11 protein-coding genes and 1 riboswitch are annotated in these 17,465 nt (G+C 60.4%); of the genes, 7 read left to right on the top strand and 4 right to left on the bottom strand.

Annotation, left to right across the window (positions count from 1 at the left end; genetic code table 11):
* Positions 1-19: 19 nt before the first annotated feature.
* Positions 20-1,087, top strand: coding sequence for a sulfate/molybdate ABC transporter ATP-binding protein (locus G5195_RS10145; protein ID WP_106843854.1), 1,068 nt, complete (start codon positions 20-22; stop codon positions 1,085-1,087).
* Between the two features lie 123 nt (positions 1,088-1,210).
* Positions 1,211-2,158, top strand: a complete 948-nt coding sequence (cbl, locus tag G5195_RS10150; RefSeq protein ID WP_106843855.1) for an HTH-type transcriptional regulator Cbl — start codon at positions 1,211-1,213, stop codon at positions 2,156-2,158.
* Between the two features lie 58 nt (positions 2,159-2,216).
* Here cbl and gbpA read toward each other — a convergent pair whose 3' ends face one another.
* Both gbpA and G5195_RS10160 read right to left on the bottom strand, forming a co-directional pair.
* Positions 2,217-3,638, bottom strand: coding sequence for an N-acetylglucosamine-binding protein GbpA (gene gbpA / locus G5195_RS10155; protein ID WP_421236092.1), 1,422 nt, complete (start codon positions 3,636-3,638; stop codon positions 2,217-2,219).
* A 65-nt stretch (positions 3,639-3,703) separates the two neighbouring features.
* Positions 3,704-3,789: riboswitch (cyclic di-GMP riboswitch) on the bottom strand.
* Positions 3,790-4,054: 265 nt separating this feature from the next.
* On the bottom strand, positions 4,055-5,737 hold the full coding sequence (locus G5195_RS10160) for a methyl-accepting chemotaxis protein (RefSeq protein ID WP_421222083.1): 1,683 nt from the start codon (positions 5,735-5,737) through the stop codon (positions 4,055-4,057).
* Between the two features lie 273 nt (positions 5,738-6,010).
* On the opposite strand from G5195_RS10160, the gene G5195_RS10165 reads away from it, so the two are divergent.
* From G5195_RS10165 to G5195_RS10180, 4 genes are all read left to right on the top strand, one after another.
* On the top strand, positions 6,011-7,855 hold the full coding sequence (locus tag G5195_RS10165; protein WP_421222081.1) for a M3 family metallopeptidase: 1,845 nt from the start codon (positions 6,011-6,013) through the stop codon (positions 7,853-7,855).
* Between the two features lie 621 nt (positions 7,856-8,476).
* The gene (locus tag G5195_RS10170) at positions 8,477-9,820 is read left to right on the top strand and encodes a diguanylate cyclase domain-containing protein (protein ID WP_216952124.1); all 1,344 of its coding nucleotides are present in this window, start codon (positions 8,477-8,479) and stop codon (positions 9,818-9,820) included.
* The gene (locus G5195_RS10175) at positions 9,813-11,153 is read left to right on the top strand and encodes a glycosyltransferase family 2 protein (protein ID WP_421236093.1); all 1,341 of its coding nucleotides are present in this window, start codon (positions 9,813-9,815) and stop codon (positions 11,151-11,153) included. The genes G5195_RS10170 and G5195_RS10175 overlap by 8 nt, the downstream gene beginning before the upstream one ends.
* The gene (locus G5195_RS10180) at positions 11,153-12,202 is read left to right on the top strand and encodes an HlyD family secretion protein (protein WP_216952122.1); all 1,050 of its coding nucleotides are present in this window, start codon (positions 11,153-11,155) and stop codon (positions 12,200-12,202) included. The genes G5195_RS10175 and G5195_RS10180 overlap by 1 nt, the downstream gene beginning before the upstream one ends.
* Before the next feature lie 99 nt (positions 12,203-12,301).
* On the opposite strand, the gene G5195_RS10185 is transcribed toward G5195_RS10180, so the two are convergent.
* Complete coding sequence (locus G5195_RS10185) at positions 12,302-12,739, bottom strand: hypothetical protein (RefSeq protein WP_421236094.1); 438 nt, start codon at positions 12,737-12,739, stop codon at positions 12,302-12,304.
* A gap of 100 nt (positions 12,740-12,839) precedes the next feature.
* Here G5195_RS10185 and G5195_RS10190 point away from each other — a divergent pair, with 100 nt between their 5' ends.
* Positions 12,840-14,132, top strand: coding sequence for a ferric reductase-like transmembrane domain-containing protein (locus tag G5195_RS10190; RefSeq protein WP_421236095.1), 1,293 nt, complete (start codon positions 12,840-12,842; stop codon positions 14,130-14,132).
* Between the two features lie 15 nt (positions 14,133-14,147).
* On the opposite strand, the gene G5195_RS10195 is transcribed toward G5195_RS10190, so the two are convergent.
* Complete coding sequence (locus G5195_RS10195; RefSeq protein ID WP_421236096.1) at positions 14,148-17,327, bottom strand: S41 family peptidase; 3,180 nt, start codon at positions 17,325-17,327, stop codon at positions 14,148-14,150.
* Positions 17,328-17,465 lie beyond the last annotated feature (138 nt).

The following is a 17,465-nucleotide window of genomic DNA, read 5'->3' on the forward strand; positions in this document are numbered from 1 at the left end:
CCGTTTTAAAGAGGCAGCCATGAGCATTCAGGTTCAACAACTCAACAAGCATTTCAATCAGTACGCGGCGCTGGCAGACATCAACCTCGACTTTCACGACGGTGAGCTGGTGGCGCTGCTCGGCCCCTCCGGTTGCGGCAAGACCACGCTGCTGCGGATCATCGCCGGGCTGGAGCAAGCCGACAGTGGCAGCGTCATCATCCGCGGTGAGGATGCCTCGGATCTCCATGTGCGCGAGCGTAACGTCGGCTTCGTGTTCCAGCACTACGCCCTGTTTCGCCACATGACGGTGTTCGAGAACGTGGCGTTTGGCCTTAGGGTCAAACCGCGCAGTGAACGCCCGGCCGAGGCGGCCATTCGTGCCCGGGTCAAAGAGCTGCTGGATCTGGTGCAGCTCAGCCACGTGGCCGAGCGCTATCCGACCCAGCTCTCCGGCGGTCAGCGTCAGCGGGTCGCGCTGGCCCGCGCGCTGGCGGTGCAGCCCAAGGTACTGCTCTTGGACGAGCCCTTCGGCGCCCTCGATGCGCAGGTGCGCAAGGAGCTGCGCCGCTGGCTGCGCGAGCTGCACGACGAGCTGCACGTCACCAGCCTGTTCGTCACCCACGATCAGGAAGAAGCCTTGGAGGTAGCAGATCGGGTGGTGCTGATGAACGCCGGACGGGTCGAGCAGATTGGCACCCCGGCCGAGGTCTACGACCAGCCCGCCAGCTCCTTCGTCCACAGCTTCCTTGGCAGCGTGAACCAGTTCCGCGGTCGGGTGGCGGAGCAGGGATTCGGTGTCGGCGAGCAGCTGCTCGGCGGGCCGTCGGCTTCTCATCTGGCCCACGGCAGTGCCGCCATCGCCTATGTCCGTCCCCATGAACTGGAGATTCTGCCAGCCGATGCGCCGGGCGGGATCCGCGCCACCATCACCCGTCTGCTGCCCATGGGGCCACGCATTCGGGTGGAACTGCGTGGCGATGGCGAAACCAAAGGGGCCCACTATGAGGCGGAGCTGAGCAAGGAGGCGGCCAAGCTGTTTGCTCCGGGACAGGGGGTGAGGCTGGTGGCCAGACAGGCGCAGTTCTATCCCGATTATCAGATTTGATGCTGTGTTGCGGGCGGTGTGGTCGCCCGTTTCAGGCTGTTAGCCGGGCATGATCCCGGCCAAATAACAAAAATGAGAGGGGCGGGCAGATTGTGTCGCCCACTCTTCGCAGGAGGCGACAAGGTGAATTTTCAGCAGTTACGCATTATCCGGGAGGCAGCGCGGCGGGATTACAACCTGACCGAGGTGGCCAACGCCCTTTTTACCTCGCAATCCGGGGTGAGTCGCCATATCCGCGAGCTGGAAGAGGAGCTCGGTATCGAACTATTTATCCGCTACGGCAAGCGGCTGCTCGGTATGACCGAGCCTGGCAAGGAGTTGCTGGTGATTGCCGAGCGCATTCTCAATGACGCCAACAACATCCGCAAACTGGCCAGCACCTTCGCCAACCGCGACTCGGGCCGCTTGCTGGTGGCGACCACCCATACCCAGGCCCGCTATGCCCTGCCGCGGGTGGTGAAGGCGTTTCGCGAGCAGTTCCCGCTGGTACAGTTGGAGCTGCGTCAGGGCAGCCCGGAGGAGATAGTGCGGCTGGTGCAGACCGGCGAGGTGGATATCGGCATCAGCAGCGAGCAGCTCGACAAGAGCGAAGGGGTGGTGGCATTCCCCTACTACCGCTGGCACCACAATATCGTGGTGCCCGGGCAACATCCGCTGGCGGGTGAGCGGGATCTGACGCTGGCGGCGCTGGCCAACTGGCCTATCGTCACCTATCAAGCCGGGTTGACCGGGCGGGTACGGGTGGATGAAGCCTTTGCTGCGGCTGGTATCGAGCCGCAGATCCTGTTGACGGCGCAGGACTCCGATGTCATCAAGACCTATGTCGAGCTGGAGATGGGGGTCGGCATACTGGCTGACATGGCGTTCGACGGCCAGCGTGATCAGGGGCTGGTACAGCTCGACGGCAGCCATCTGTTTGCCCCCCACACTGCCTGGATTGGCCTCAAGCAGGGGCAGTTCCAGCACAACTTTGCCTGGCAGTTTATCCAGCTCTGCAACCCCGAGCTGGCGCTGGCGGATATTCAGGCCCGCGCCATGGGCAGCGAACCCGCCCTCGACTTCCAGATTTGAATCGGAAGAGACGACAGAAGGGGAGCCAATGGCTCCCCTTCTACTATCCGGTGGCGAGTTACTTCACTTCATCCCACGCCATCTGCCAGTGGGAGCCGATGCCCGGCTCGTACTGGGTGGCTGTGGTGGTCCACTGCTGGCAGTAGCCGCTGTAGGGGAAGGGCTTGCACTGATAGACCTTGCCATTTTTCGGCTGCTGCACCTTGGTGCCGGCGGCATAGGATTTGAGCGAGTTCGGGAAGACGAAGTCGTATTCGCCGCTGCTCTGCTCCTTGAACATCAGATCCATGGTCTGCTGAATGGTCTCGCCGCCCGTTTTCGGGGTGGCCTTGATCACCAGCTGGTGGTGACCGGCCTTGAGCCCTTCCAGCGCCATGGTGAAGGTGTGGCTGCTGTCCTTGATGTCAGCGCTGCTTTCACCCTTGGCGACGCCGCCGTGGTCATAGAGGGTGTTGGTGACGGCCAGATCGCCCTGTGCGGTGACGGTGAAATCGAGGGTTGCCTTGCCGTTGTCCAGCACATAGTCGCTGGCCAGACCGCTGACGCTGATGCTGTCCACTACCGGCGGCTGCAGCTGTTGCAGATCAATCTCGACTCGATCCAGTTTGCTGTCTCGATGCAGATAGACGGGGTTCATGCCGTAGATCGGATTGAACTGGCCATCGGCTCCTTGCTGACCGGCGCGGATCAGGCTCTGCTCGGCGTTGAGCTTGCCGGCGAGGGCATGGGCCCAGTTGTTCTTCTGGCCCTGCTCGGCATTGGTGATGGTCAGCACGGTCTGCAGATCGGGGCGCTCGCCGTTGGCATCGAATACCCGGGTCATCGCCTTGTCACCCACCGCGAGGTCGATGGAGGGGTAGATGGTGCCGGCCTGGCTCCACTCCAGCGGCGGCTGGCTACCATCTTTGAACTTGGCATCGATGATGTTGTAGAAGCTGTTGCTGGTGTCGCCCACTTCCCACACGCCGAGGATCACCTGATAACCGGTGCGCTCCGGCAGGACACAGTTATGGGTCACCTGCTTGGGCGGCTGCACCATGTTGCCGTCGATGACGCAGAAGGGGGTCAGGTCGAACGAGTCGCGAGTGAGCGGTTGATTGGGGTTCCAGTCCTGCTTGGTGAGGTAGTAGCGCCAGTTGCGGGTGACGTGGTTGGCGGTGAAGGTCCAGCTGATGGCGAAGGGGCCGGGCTGTATTTCACGCTTGGTCCAGCGGTCGCTGGTCTGGATGTTCAGCTCGCTCCAGCGCGGGCTGCCCGCCGAGGCGATTTGACCATCCTGCGGGCCGGTTTGCGGGAAGCCTGATGGCCCCTCCACGCTCTGGGGTTCCCACTGTACGCCTCCACACTGGCTGTTGCCGCCGGTTTTGCACAGGTAGTTGCGGCTCTCGGGCTGGCTGATGTAGCCATGAGCCAGGGCGCTGCCGCTGGCCAGCAGGGCCAGCACCGCCGCGATGTGATTGAGTTGGATTTTTGCTGCCATACATTCCTCTGTTCGATAGATGTGGGCAGTCAGTTGGCCAGGGAGTTCCCCGATGCACACTTGCGTGTGGCAACCCCGCTATCCTGGACAAAACGTCTGTAGACCGGAGGCTTTGCGTCCCGACCTTTCGGTCAGTTTGCCAAATGACTAGATGGTTAGTGATGGGCCAAATGTTCGGCCATCAGCATTGTGCACCGCATTGATTAATTATTTGAAGTTGAATGTTTAAATGCATAATCCGGTGGCACAAAAAACGTTCTAACTGGCTGTTTTTAAATTGTTCTCTTGTTTATGAATGGCGTCGAATGCCGTTGAATATGCCGATAAGATGCATGCTTGCTGCGCGTTTTTCGGCTTAAAAAAACCTGCCAGCCGAGCTGGCAGGTCGAGTGACAAGGCGACACGGATTGACGCCATCAATGGCGGGCGCGCTGCTCGCTATTGGAGTGATGTAGAGTTGGCATCATAGGAGTCTTGCTGGACTCCTTGCCCAGTTTGAACACCGCAAGCCGCTCATCCAGGCTGCGGGAGAGACCGGCCAGCAGTTCGCTCTCCTGCGCCAGTTGCGAGGCGGACTGGGACATCTCGAGCGCCGAGTCGTTGATGCCGCTGACGTTGCGATTCATATCCTCGGCCACCATGCTCTGCTGTTCGGCGGCGGTAGCGATCTGGGTCGCCATGTCGCTCACATGCTGGATATGGTTGACGATCAGAGTGAGATCCTGACCCGCTTGTTGTGACTGGTTGACGCTGCTTTCGGCCAGTTTTCGGCTGGCATCCATGGCATTGGCAGCAGTGACGGCCCGTTGCTGCAACTGGGCGATGGTGCTCTGGATCTCTTCGGTGGACTGGCGGGTACGACTGGCCAGCTGGCGCACTTCATCGGCGACTACGGCAAAGCCACGCCCCTGCTCGCCAGCACGGGCGGCCTCTATGGCGGCGTTGAGAGCCAGCAGATTGGTCTGATCCGAGATGGAGCTGATGACGGCGGTCACTTCACCGATCTGCATGACCCCCTCTTTGAGCTGGTTGACCTGCAGGGTGGCCTGCTCCACCTCGGTAGCCAGCGCCTTGATGCCGTGCACACTGGCGTGAACGTCACGGTTGCCGAGGCCAGCTTCTCCGGTCGCTTCCTGGGTATCCCGCGCGGTATTTTCGGCATGCCCGGCCACATCGGAGATGGTGGCGCTCATCTCATTCATGGCTGTGGCGAGCTGGGCCAGCTGATCCCGCTGGCTGCTCACCGCCTGATTGGTTTGCTCGGCGGAGGCGGCGATGCGCAGGGCTGCATCGGCCACGTTGCGGGCACCCAGACTGGCCTCCAGCAGGGCGTGACGAATGGCATCGAGACTCTGATTGGTACAGCGGGCGACCATGCCCAGCTCATCCTTGCCATGTACCGGGATGCTCACCACCAGATCCCCCTGGGCGACCCGTTGCATGGCGTTGTTGATCTGGTTGAGGGGGGAGACGATGGAGCGGGTGATGCGCCAGCCCAGCAGCCCCATCAGCAGGGTCACAATGGCGGTGGCGCTACCCATCTTCATGTACTGGGCCCAGATGGTCTGCTGGATATCCTGCAGCAGCATGCCGGAACCGAGGATCCAGCCCCAGGGTTGATAGCCTGACACCATGGAGAGCTTGTCAGCAGTTTCGCCCGATGGGCCGCTCCAGACATATTGCAGGGTGCCCTGTTTGCCTCCCTTGGCAATATCGACCATCTGCAGCCAGAACTGCCCGGCGGTGGCACCTGTTCCTTCCCCCATGGTCTGGCCGACCAGCTCCGGCCGGATGGGGTGCACCAGCATCTGGCGGTTCTCATTGATCACGAACAGATAGTTGTTGTCGTCAAAGCGCATATTGGTCAGCAGCTTGCGTGCCTCTTGCTGCGCCTGCTCCATAGGCAGGGTGCTGGCCAGAAACTGGATCTGGCTCATGGCCTGGCTTAATACCGCATTGAGCCGCGCCTCTCGCTCACTCATCAGATTGCGCTGGAGCGTGTTGGCCGAGATGAACAGCAGCGAGACAAAACCGACAAACGCCAACGTGAGCAGCAAAAACAATTTGCGGCTCACGGTGATATCACCGAGCTTGAACATGACGAAACCCTCATTCCCTGTTGATTTTCTATGGCTCGTTACTGCGGCAGCCAATTGCTTGATGTAACAACTTATTTACTATTAACCAGTGGTCGCGCGCCCTTAAATGAGCGTTTTGACAACAGTATAGCCAGCAGACAGCACTCCCCATTTTTTGGTAGCGTGTTCAGGCGCATCCCTGCGCAATTTTTGCCAAAGAGTGTGAATCATTTGGCATTTCACTAAAAAAGGAGTGGGCCCCGCTGCGGGTGACCCCATAACAAGAGGGAATTTATGAGTTCCATTGCCAGGAATTACTTCAACCAGCTCAACGCCGACTATCTGCAGGTACACAGGCGCAAGGAGGATCTCTTCTGGTCCACCTATATGGGCACCAGCGACGATCAGGCCGGTTTTACCGCGGCCGAGCAGGCCTACAAGGCTTTTTGCGCCAATCCGGCCCGTCTGCCCGAATTGCGGGAGATGCTGGCGCAGGCCGACGAGGATGATATCAAGCGCGGTCTGCAAGGCTGGATCGCCTTCTTCGAGTGCAATGTGATTGAAGATCCCGCCGCTGCCGCCCTGATGGATGAGCTGGTGGCTGCCGAGGCGGCGCTGTTCGCCCGCCGCAAGGAGCTGAAACTGACCCTGCTGGATGAGCATGGCCAGCAGGTGGCTGGTAGCCTACCCGCCGCCAGTACCTCCCTTGCAGCCAGCCCGAGCGAGGCGGTGCGCCAGAGCGCGCTCGCCATGTTCCACACCCTGGAGCAGTGGGTGGTCGGCAATGGTTTTCTCGAGGTGGTGGCGCTGCGCAACCGCTTTGCCAGAGCCATGGGCTATCGCGACTACTTCGATTACAAGGTGCGCAAGAACGAGCAGATGAGCCCGGAGCAGTTGTTCTCCATTCTCGACGACTTCATTTCCCGCACCGACGCCCGGCTGCAGCAAAGCCTTGCCGAGCTGAAAGCGGCCAAGGGGGAGGCGGCCCTGATGCCCCATAACCTGCGCTACGCCATCAGTGGTGATGTAACCCGCCAGCTCGATCCTTATGTGCCCTTCTCGCGGGCGCTGAAGGATTGGGTCGAGAGCTTCCGTCGTCTCGGCATCCAGTATCGCGGGGCGACCCTCACCCTGGACTTGCTGACCCGGGAGGGGAAATACGAGAACGGCTTCTGCCACGGCCCGGTGCCGAGCTTCTTCCAGCAGGGGGAGTGGATACCTGCGGTGGTCAATTTCACCAGCCTGGCCGATCCGGCGCAGGTGGGCAGCGGCTGGAGCGGGCTCAACACCCTGTTCCACGAGGGGGGCCACGCCGCGCATTTTGCCAATGTCACCGGCAATGCCCCCTGCTTCTCACAGGAGTTTCCGCCCACCTCTATGGCTTATGCCGAGACCCAGTCGATGTTCTGCGACAGCCTGCTGGACGATGCCGACTGGCTCAAACGCTACGCCAGAAATGCGGCAGGAGAGGCGATCCCCGATGCGCTTATCAAGGAGATGATCGCCGCCCGTCAGCCGTTTCGCGCTTTTAACGAACGTCAGATCGCGCTGGTGGCCTACTTCGAGCGGGATCTCTACGCCATGGATGAGGCTGAACGTACTCCCGAGGCTGTGCTGGCGCTGGCCCGCAAGTGGGAGCGCAAGATCCTCGGTGTCGAGAGCCCGCGCCCGCTGCTGGCCATTCCGCACCTCCTTAATCAGGAGTCGGCCTGCGCCTATCACGGCTACCTGCTGGCGCTGATGGCGGTGGAGCAGACCCGCGCTTACTTCCTCAAGCGCGATGGCTACCTCACCGACAACCCGCGCATCGGGCCGGATCTGGCCGCCCACTACTGGGGGCCGGGCAACGGCATGACTCATGATGAGACCCTGCGCAGCCTGACTGGTGAAGGCTTCAGTGCCGTGCCTCTGGCCGAGGCGTGCAACCTGAGCGCCGCTGAGGCGTGGCAACAGGCGCAAGCCTGCATGGCCGCAGCCCAGCAGCGCCCCGCGGCTGGCGAGGGAAGCCCGCTCGATGCCCATATCCGGGTGGTCCACGGCGCCGAGCTTATCGCCGACAACAACGAGTCGGAAACCCGCATGCTGGCCGACTTCGAGGCGTGGATCGTCAACCATTACCAACCGGTTTCAGCCGAATAATCCGCACAGCTCCCGGTGATCAGGCCGGGAGCTGTGCTTTTCATGGTTATTCGTTGTCGTAACCGTGGCAGACGCTGCCATATTATTGGCAGGTGCGCGACATAGTTTGTCGCCTTGCCGATTGGGTCCGCATTTTGCCATCAGATATGTATTCATATGAACATGAATAGGAATTGCAGGCTGCAAGATAGTAGATTCACTGAGTTACGCTCTTTTGTCTTTTCTGTTAATAGTGCTTTTTGTAGTCATCTTTGTGCATAAAGATTGATCCATTCAACTATCTGCTAGTTATTCTCATCTTTCCGGGTTGACTAAATTGTCCACAACTGCAAAATCGCCCACCTTGCCACCCCCGATGTGAGTCGGGCTCGGAAAGCTTCAGATCTCTTCCCCCCGAGATGGCTGAGCCGCACATGAAAATGGCGTCAGCTCTCAACTCTTTCTGCGCGTTCGCCTGCTTCATGCTATCCGTCGATAACGTTGACACTGCTGTTGTGCTGTCCGTGCAGGGCAATGCGCATCTCGCGACATTGCCTGAGTCTGCCGATGCATGACAACAGGCGGGTCCGTTTTATTGGCTTGGTATCTATTTGTCAGTGAATGGAAAGAGGTTATTTCCCCATGATGAGCACGAGTGAACACCCCGGTCAGATTGCGCTGCTGGGAGGCTCGGTGGATCGTGTTGCCTTGCCACTTCTCGATCTGTCCTGCTGGGATCCATTGCAGCAGCCGGTATTACTGCTCAACCTGCCTGCAGATGAGCAGGACAGGGTATTGCAGGCTGTGCGGCGTGACCCGATACGCTATTTGCAGCCGGTATTTTGTGTTGTAAAGAGCCCGCTCTCTCCCATGTTGGCCGACGGTCTCCTGACACAGCTGGATGAACGGGCCTCTGACATGCTTGAACGGTTGGCGTTGTTGACCCCTCGAGAGCATCCGGATGACATGGAAAAGCTGGCTTGGTACAGCTGGCCTCGCTCCCATTTTCGCTTGTTGCCACGTTGGCAGGCTGGTTGCCGTCAGGGGTACAGCTATCCCCTGCTGGATTGCCTGCTGGGCAGCGAAGCAGGGGATGCCCTCCCGCAGCTGGTTGCAGAGCGTTTATTGCAGAGTGAGCAGCTGGTGGACCGGGTACGTCTTTGTCACAGTTGCAACTCGGCACATCTCAATTTTGTCGATGTGTGTCCCGAATGCGCTCATATCGCCATCCAGGCCAAGCCAGCTGTGCACTGCTTCACCTGCGGGCACGTGGATGATCAGGATGCATTCATGCGACAGGGTGTGCTGCGTTGTCCCAAGTGCGTCACGACTCTGCGTCACATCGGTGTTGACTATGACAGGCCCCTTGAGAAATTCCGTTGTTTGTCATGCCATGCCCGTTTTATGGAGGCTGCCGTCCAGGCGCGTTGCCATGAATGTGGCCAGGCGCACAAACCCGATGATCTGGTGGTTGCGCCCATCTATGAATATCGCATCGGCAAGCTGGCCCGCCACATCGCACGGGAAGGAACTCAACAACTGCATCTGCCGTTGACCTGGGGTACCCCTATGGCCATGGAGCACTTCCCCTGGTTGCTGCAATGGAACAACAGCTTGCTGCAACGCCATGGTGGCTGCCATACCTTGCTGGCTATTCGGGTTGAGCATCTGGCTGAGTTGCGGGCCGAGTTGGGCATGCTAAAGACTCAGCAGCGACTGGCCGCTCTGCTCAACCGTTTGCAAGCTCTATTCCGTGATACCGATGTCGTTTGCCAGTATGCCGATGACCGATTGTTATTGCTGTTGCCGCATACGGATGCCGACGACTGGCGCATTCTGCAGGAGCGCATTCAGGCATTGAATCTCATCGAGGGACTGGATGCTCTGACGCTGGCGGTGAAAGTACAACCTTTGCCCGCCCTGTTGGGCGACGATACAGCGGTATGGCTCGGCCAGTGGCTGGATGGAGATAGCCCGGATGCATGAGTGGATGAATACGGTGCACTACATCCTGATAGAGATACTGGGTAGCCTCCAGTTTTCTCCCCGGATGATTCTGTTGCTGTTGCCCATGTTGCTGTTGATGGAGGTGCCACTGATGGCGCTGACGTTGACCGGGATCCTGAAATGGTATGCGCGCCAGGTTCCCAGGGCATCTGAACTGCCGCGCGCTCGGCGCTGTCCCAAAGTGTCTTGCATCATCACCTGTTATGGGGAAGGGGAGGCGATCCGCTCCACCATATTGACGCTCAAGGAACAGCTTTATCGCGGTCAAATGGAAATCATTGCTGTGATTGATGGCGCCAAGGCCAACGCGCATACCTATCAGGCTGCGCTCAATTGTGTTCGTGAATTCGAGGGGTGCGAGAACAGAAGTTTGGTCCTGCTACCGAAATGGCAGAGGGGAGGCCGGGTCTCCACTCTCAATGCCGGTCTCTCCGCTGCGACTGGCGAGATAGTGATGAACGCGGACGGAGATACCTCCTTTGACAACAACATGATCGATGAGATCGTGGCTTGTTTCGATGATCCTGATGTGCCTGCTGTGGGAGGGGCATTAAGGGTGCGAAATCTGAACGATGGCGTACTGACCCGGATGCAGAGCATTGAGTACATGATCTCCATGCAGGGGGGCAAGACGGGACTGAGCGAGTGGAACCTCATCAACAATATCTCGGGAGCCTTCGGTGCGTTTCGTCGTGATTTTTTGCGCCAGATTGGTGGGTGGGATACCCATACCGCAGAAGATCTGGATCTGACAGTCCGTATTAAGCATTACCTCAAACGCCATCCGGCTTTAAAGATAGGGTTCGCCCCTCGTGCCATCGGTCACACCGATGCGCCCGCAGACGTGATCACGCTTGCCAAGCAGCGTTTACGCTGGGATGGAGATCTGCTGTTTCTCTATCTGCGCAAGCACAAGCTCTCCCTGACGCCGCGTATTCTGGGCTGGAAGACCTTTTTTTTTACCTTGATCTACGGGGTGGCGCAAAACGTGGTGCTGCCCCTGCTGGTCATGGGTTATAGCTGGTGGTTGGTGCTTAGCTATCCGGGGCAGTTTGTCGCTGCGTTGATGATCTGTCTCTATCTGGTTTACCTGTTTCTTACCCTGGTTAATTTCGCCGTGTTTTTGCTGGCTATATCTGAACGCCCGAAGGCAGATCTACGTCTGCTGCCATGGTTGTGTCTTTACCCGGTGTACACCTTGCTGATGCGCTTGTGGTGCGCCATCGCACTGTTGAATGAGATGTTCCGGCGCGGTCATGAAGAGAGCAGCATGGCCCCCTGGTGGGTATTAAAACGAGGAAATAAATTCTGATGAAAGTCACATTCAATCCCCCCAAGAAGCAGGATGCCACGTCGGATGAAGGGATCCGGGTATTGTATGCCCCCGCCAAGCGTGTCGCCTTCAAGGCTCGCTGGTATCTCATCCTGTTACTGGCATTCAGTCCCGTTATTATTCTGCTGTGGTATCTGGGGCGCGAGTGGTGGCTGACCCAGGCGCCAGCCATCATTACCACCGAGCCGCAACTGGTTGTTGCCAATGGGGATGGCTTTATTCGACACATCTACACAGCTCCCGGCCAGGGGGTGTCACAAGGCGATGCCCTGATGCAGTTCGAATCTCCAACCCTCAAGGCCAACATGGCGGAACGAAAAGCGCGCAGAGCGGCCATCGAATTGAGCAAGGCTGAGGCTGAACAGGCTATCTTGCGCAATCTGGACGAACAGATTGGTATTGCCGAACGGGGGAGCCGGGAGCAGGAGGTCATCTATCAGGAGTATGCCGGTTATAAAAAAGAGAAGCTGGTATCCAGTGCAGAGTACGCAACGGCCCTGCTGAATTGGACTCAGTCACGCATAGCTCTGCAGAAGGCAAGGGCAGAGAAGATAGCGCAGGAACTGCAAATCAGTGAGGACCAACTGACCGGACCGCTAGCCAGTGCTCGTCACTTGCTCGATCAGGAGCTGACCGAGATGGAAGCGATGGCGTACCATCAACAGCCAAGAGCTCCGGCGACTGGCAAGGTTTCAGATGTGCTGGTACAGGAGGGGGACTGGGTATTCTCGGGGGCTCCTCTGGCACTTATCTCGAAGCGAGAAGACCCGCTGGTGATAGCCTATGTGCAGCCCAAATATCTCTCTTCAATGGCTCCTGGACACAAGGCTGTCGTCAAGCTGCCCAGCGGGGAGCGTCTGGCTGCCAGGGTCGCCAGACAGGTCGAGCTGGCGGACAAGTTGCCGGCTCAGTTAGCCGCTCCGTTTGAAGGGGAGAAAGCAACCCTCAAGGTCGCACTCTCGCTGGATGAAAAATTACCCCCGAACCTGCAAGTGGAAGGGTTGCCGGTGACCGTGTTGTTTGATTGACGTCTATGGCGTTGTGATCCTGAATCGCAACGCCTTCTTTTGGGTTTCGGCCATAAAAGGTGGCTGGTGTATGGAAGCCCGCGATTGCCTCTCCCTTTTTCATTCATCAATGACTTTATTTCCGCAATGCTCGCAGATGGCATGTCGTTCAAAGCGATCCATGTTGGCCAGAAAGGGGCCGGCGGCCCAGCCGGTAATGAAGTCTTTGATAAATGCAGTGCGCTTTTGCTCTGGTTTCACCTCTTTTCCATAGGATTTGTCGACCAGCACTACGACATGGTTGGTCTCGCACTGACAACTCGGGCAGACGCGTTGTTCGGTGGATGAAAGCAAGGGGGACTCCTTGTCCGGAAGAGTGGGCAGCAGGTTGTTCGCCGCAGATATATACCGTCCCCATTTGATCCCTTTTTCTGGCAGGTCGTCAATCACGGCAGAGGTGGATTGTGCGCCATCTCCTGTGAAGAGGGGCGAGCCAACAAGGGTGACCAGAGGGGCCGATAGTCCCCTCTGCTGTTGCCGTTTGTCACACATTGCCACACAAGCTTCCCCCTCTGGCAAAGTCTTGTGACCGGACGGGGTTGTAATGGAGCCATGAGCAGGGGTGAGGCCCTGCCGCGATGGAACCAGGGAGCATGTTATGACGGGTAAACGGGTGTGGTGGCTGTTGCCGCTGCTGGCGGTCGGGGTCTGGTGGCTCGGTTATGCGGGGGATGCCAACGGGGTGTGGCCCTGGCGCCATGAGATGTTGCTGCTGACGGGCCTGCTGGGGATGGCCTATATGGCCATTTCGCTTTTGCTGGCGTTGCGCCTGCCGCAGTTGGAGGCGTGGTTTGGCGGTCTGGACCGGATGTTACGATTGCACCGTCAGACGGCCATCGGCGGTGCATTGGCACTGACCGCTCACTGGCTGCTGGTGGAGGTGCCCAAGTGGGCAGTCTCGGCGGGTTGGCTGAGTCGTCCCGCCCGGCGTGGGGCCAGTGCAGCTGGAGCTGGTGCAGGCAATGGCATTTCGCTCCATGCCCTTGGCAATACCCTGGGTGAGTGGAGTTTTTATCTACTGATCGCGTTGGTGGTAGTGAGCTTGCTGGCGCTGGTTAGTTATGGCCGTTTTCGGCTGATCCACCGGCTGGCGCCGCTCATCTATCTGGCGGGGTGGGGGCACGGGCTCTGCCTGTTGCCTCAGGTGGGAGCCATGACGCCTGTTGGGGTATCGATCTGCTTGATCGGCGGGATCGGTGCTATAGGGGCCCTCTACTCCCTGCTGGGACAAGTGGGGGCGCGGGATCGCCATCCCGGCCGGGTCATTGCGGTGCGGGCGCTGGCGGATCAGACCTGCGAGCTGACCATGCAGCTGGATCGGCCGCTCGCCCATTACCGCCCGGGCCAGTTTGCCTTCTTCGAATTTGATGCCAAGGAGGGGCCGCACCCCTTTACCCTGGTGCGGGTGTCAGCGGATCGGCGCCAGCTGGTGATCGCGGTGCGTGCACTCGGGGATCATACCCGTCAGCTGGTGGCAGAGGCGCGCGTCGGGGATGGGGTGGTGGTGACCGGCCCCTATGGCGCTTTTGTCGCCCCGCAAGGGGGAGGGCGAGCCCTCTGGCTGGGGGCCGGGATCGGTATCACGCCGTTTGTAGCCTGGCTGGAGGGGCTGGCTGCCCGTGGCGAGCGCGGCGAGGGGATCACCCTGATCCAGTGCGCGCCGGATCTGGCGGGGGCCGTTTACCATCGGCGGTTGGTGGAGCTCTGTCATCGCACCGGCGTGCGCTATCAGCTGCATCTGGACAAGGCGGCCGGGCGGCTGGATCTGGCCCGCATCGCGCAGGATGCGCCCGAGCAAGTGTGGTTTTGCGGGCCGGAGGGGATGGCAGATGCCCTGACCCGGCTGTTGCCGGACGGGCATCTGCATCGCGAGCTGTTTCGCTTTCGTTGAGCTAGATGGGCGCCGTTATTTGGCGCTGGCTGGCAACTGCTTGAGGGCGGCTTGTACCGCCGCCTCCAGCTGCGGGTCGCGCCCGGCCACCATGTCAGCCGGAGTGAGGGGCACCTGCAGATCCGGGAGCAGCTCCTGATTCTCGTAGAAGGTGCCGTCCGGTTTGCGCAGCCCCAGGGTCGGAATGCCGTAGGAGAGTCCCGGGATCAGCCGGGAGTCGTGGCTGTAGACCATGGTGCCGGTGCCGGGCACCGGATCGCCGACGATGGGGCCGACCTTGAGGGCGCGGTAGTACTCGGGGAAGGCGGAGCCTTCCGAGTAGCTGGCGGCGTTCACCAGCACCACCGAGGGCTTGGTCCACTGGCGAGTGGCGGCGTCGGTTTCACCCTTGCCCTGACGGGGCCAACTGCTGGCCATTCCCTTGGTACTGCCGCTGCCGGTCAGAAACTCCACCAGGGTATTGGCGAGATAGCCGCCGCTGTTGAAGCGGACATCGACGATCAGCGCATCGCGATTGCGCTGTCTGCCGAGGGCATCCGCCACCACCGCATCGTAGACCTCGCTATTCATTGCCGGCAGATAGACGTAGCCGACCCGCCCTCCGCTCAGGCTGGCCACCAGCTCCCGCCGTTTCTCAATCCAGCGATCCTGTTGCAGCTGGTACTCCTGCTGCTTGTCGATGGCAGTGAGCACTACCTCGTCAGTTTGCTTGTTGCCCTCCTGCTGGAAGGTGAGGGCGAGCCGGGCACCGGCCTGATGGTTGAGGGCCCGATCCAGCTCGGCCAGATTGGCAATCGGGCTGCCGTTGATGGCGAGCAGGCGGGCGCCCGGGGCGATATCGCTCTCCTGATCCAGCGGGCCGCCAGAGAGCATGGCGGTGAGCATCACCCCTTGCTCGCCATCCTGCCAGTAGCCGCCAAGGCTGGCGGTCTCGTCCGCCATGCGCGGGAAGGGGGCGGGGCCGCTGCCCCAGGTGTGGGAGACATTGAGCTCGCCAGCCAGCTCCGCCAACAGGTTGCCAAAGTCCCGCGGGTTGCCGATGCCCGGCAGCAGGCGGCGATAAGCGGCGACATAGCTATCCCAGTTCACCCCGTTCATATCGTCCAGATAGAACTCGTCCCGGGTGAGCCGGGCGATCTGATCGAAGGCGGCGGTCATGTGTTCCTGCCAGCGGCTGGTGGGTTGCAAGGCGAAGGGGGCGCTGGTGGCTTCGCCGGAGTCGAGGTGGATCCGGGTGATCTCCCCATCTCGCACCAGGGTCGCCAGGGTGCCCTGCTGGTTGAGGCTTGCCAGCGCTGGGCCGGGCTGTTCACCAAACAGTTCGCTGGTTTTGCCCTTGCGCAGATCCTGGCTGTAGCCCTTGATCTCGCTCTCGCTGTTGCCCCCCATCTCTTCCACCAGATAGATCAGCTGGTCGCCGATGATGCGGCTGGCGAGCAGGGTGCCGGTGGGTTGCAGCAGCAGCGCTTCGCGATGGTTGAGACGATCGCTCTCAAAGCCGTATCCCCCTTTCGGCGGCTCCAGTTCGGCAATCGCATCGGCTCTGGCGGCGCGGCTGCTGTAAATGCCGAGCAGGTTGGTGACGAGGGGCTCGCCATCGGGCCCCAGTGCGCCAAACCGGGTCGATTGCCAATAGAGAATGGCGCCATCCTGACTCCAGCCCGGTTGCCCATCCTGATAGCCGTTGAGGCTGACATTGACCGGTTTGGCCTTGGGATTGGCCGTGTCGATCACCGCGATCTCCTGCTCTGCCGCATCGGGGCGGAAGGTGAGCGCCAGATGGCGGGAGGCGGGGGCAAAGGCGAGATGCACCTCGTGGCGCGAGGGGTTGAAGCTGGCAGGCACCAGCTCCCGCTGCTTGTTGCTCGCCAGATCGAGCAGGTGGATGGCCTGGCCATCCACCACGAAGGCGAGCTGTTTGCCATCGGGGGAGAGCACCGGACGGCTGATCCCCTTGTCGGGAATGGCCAGCAGCAGGCTCTCGGTCAGAGTGCCGGGATCGCTGAACAGCAGATCCGGATCTCCCTTGCGCAGGCGATAGAGGGCGGCGTGCCCCTGCTGCTCCGACAGATAGATGAGGGCGCGGCCCTGCTCGGCGAAGAGGGGGCTGGATTGCTCGCTCGGATCGCGGGTCAGCTGGCGCACCCGCTCCCGCTCGGGGTCGACGGCAAACAGGTTGCCCTCGCTCACCAGGATCAGCTCGTCCGCCTCTTCGCTGACCAGCGCTTCGTCTGCCAGGGTCAGGGCCTCGCTCGCCTCATCCGGCGTGCTCGCCACTTGCGGTGTGAGGGTCAGCTTGCGTGGCTCGCTGCTACCGGCATCGAGGCGATAGAGCTCGCCCAGCCATGACCAGACCAGATCGCCATTGCGAGAGGCGCTGAGCCCCCGCACCGGATGGCCCTGATAGTGGGTCAGCTGTTGCTCCTTGCCGCTGGCAAGATCCCGGCGCCAGACGTTGAAATCACCGCTGCGCTCGCTCAGGTAAAAGAGGGTGTCCCCCTTGTCGCTCCAGACCGGATCGGTGGCCGCCACCCGATCTTCGGTCAGCTGCTTGTGCTGCTTGCCATCAAACAGCCAGAGACGGGGCACCGCGAACGAGTGCTGATGCTTGCGAAAGGGTTGATCCGCCGCGGGCATCTGATAGGCGAGCCGCTCCCCGTGGGGGCGAGCGAGGGTCGCAGGCAGCGGCAGATCGGCCTGCAAGGTGCCGCCGTTGAGCGGGGTCCAGTAGAGCTCACCCCATTGGTAGCCTTCCGCGACAAAATGGTCGGCATCGGGCGCCCCCAGGCGCTGGCTACTCAGCAGCAGCCGTTTGCCATCGGCGCTGAAGGCTTGCGGCAGATCGGTGCGCGAATCGCGGGTGAGGCGCACCATCTCGCCGCCGCTGGCAGGCACCACGAACACATCCTCGTTGCCGTAGAGATTGGCGGCAAAGGCGAGCTGTTTGCCATCCGGTGACCAGATTGGCCGCTGGCTCAGGTAGTCGCTGCCGGTGAGCGCCGTAGCGGGGCCACCCTCGGCACTGGCGACAAAAATGCGCCCCTGCCAGGTGAAAGCAAGCCGCTTGCCATCGGGGGAGAGGGCGGGCTCGCGCAGCCAGAGTGCATCGGCGGCGACACTGGCGGGCAGCCAGAGCAGTGCGCTGACCAGCAGCAGGCGGGTCAGCGAAGAGTTCGGCAAGAAGTGCAGAGGCATGATGTCATCCTGAATCAGGTTCAATTGTTACATATTTACCGATCTGCGGCATCATGGCTAGCCAGAAAGTGTAAGCTATGTTTTTGTTTTTATTGTCAATTAGTCATGTTTGCGCAGGTCGTTCATGGACCATTCACC

Source organism: Aeromonas sp. 601039 (genome assembly GCF_049174415.1).
Classification (GTDB): Bacteria; Pseudomonadota; Gammaproteobacteria; order Enterobacterales; family Aeromonadaceae; genus Aeromonas; species Aeromonas veronii_A.

Coding starts and splice junctions, on each gene's coding strand:
- G5195_RS10145 (WP_106843854.1), top strand. CDS start 20: ATGAGCATTCAGGTTCAACAACTCAACAAGCATTTCAATCAGTACGCG.
- gbpA (WP_421236092.1), bottom strand. CDS start 3,638: ATGGCAGCAAAAATCCAACTCAATCACATCGCGGCGGTGCTGGCCCTG.
- G5195_RS10160 (WP_421222083.1), bottom strand. CDS start 5,737: ATGTTCAAGCTCGGTGATATCACCGTGAGCCGCAAATTGTTTTTGCTG.
- G5195_RS10165 (WP_421222081.1), top strand. CDS start 6,011: ATGAGTTCCATTGCCAGGAATTACTTCAACCAGCTCAACGCCGACTAT.
- G5195_RS10170 (WP_216952124.1), top strand. CDS start 8,477: ATGATGAGCACGAGTGAACACCCCGGTCAGATTGCGCTGCTGGGAGGC.
- G5195_RS10175 (WP_421236093.1), top strand. CDS start 9,813: ATGCATGAGTGGATGAATACGGTGCACTACATCCTGATAGAGATACTG.
- G5195_RS10180 (WP_216952122.1), top strand. CDS start 11,153: ATGAAAGTCACATTCAATCCCCCCAAGAAGCAGGATGCCACGTCGGAT.
- G5195_RS10190 (WP_421236095.1), top strand. CDS start 12,840: ATGACGGGTAAACGGGTGTGGTGGCTGTTGCCGCTGCTGGCGGTCGGG.
- G5195_RS10195 (WP_421236096.1), bottom strand. CDS start 17,327: ATGCCTCTGCACTTCTTGCCGAACTCTTCGCTGACCCGCCTGCTGCTG.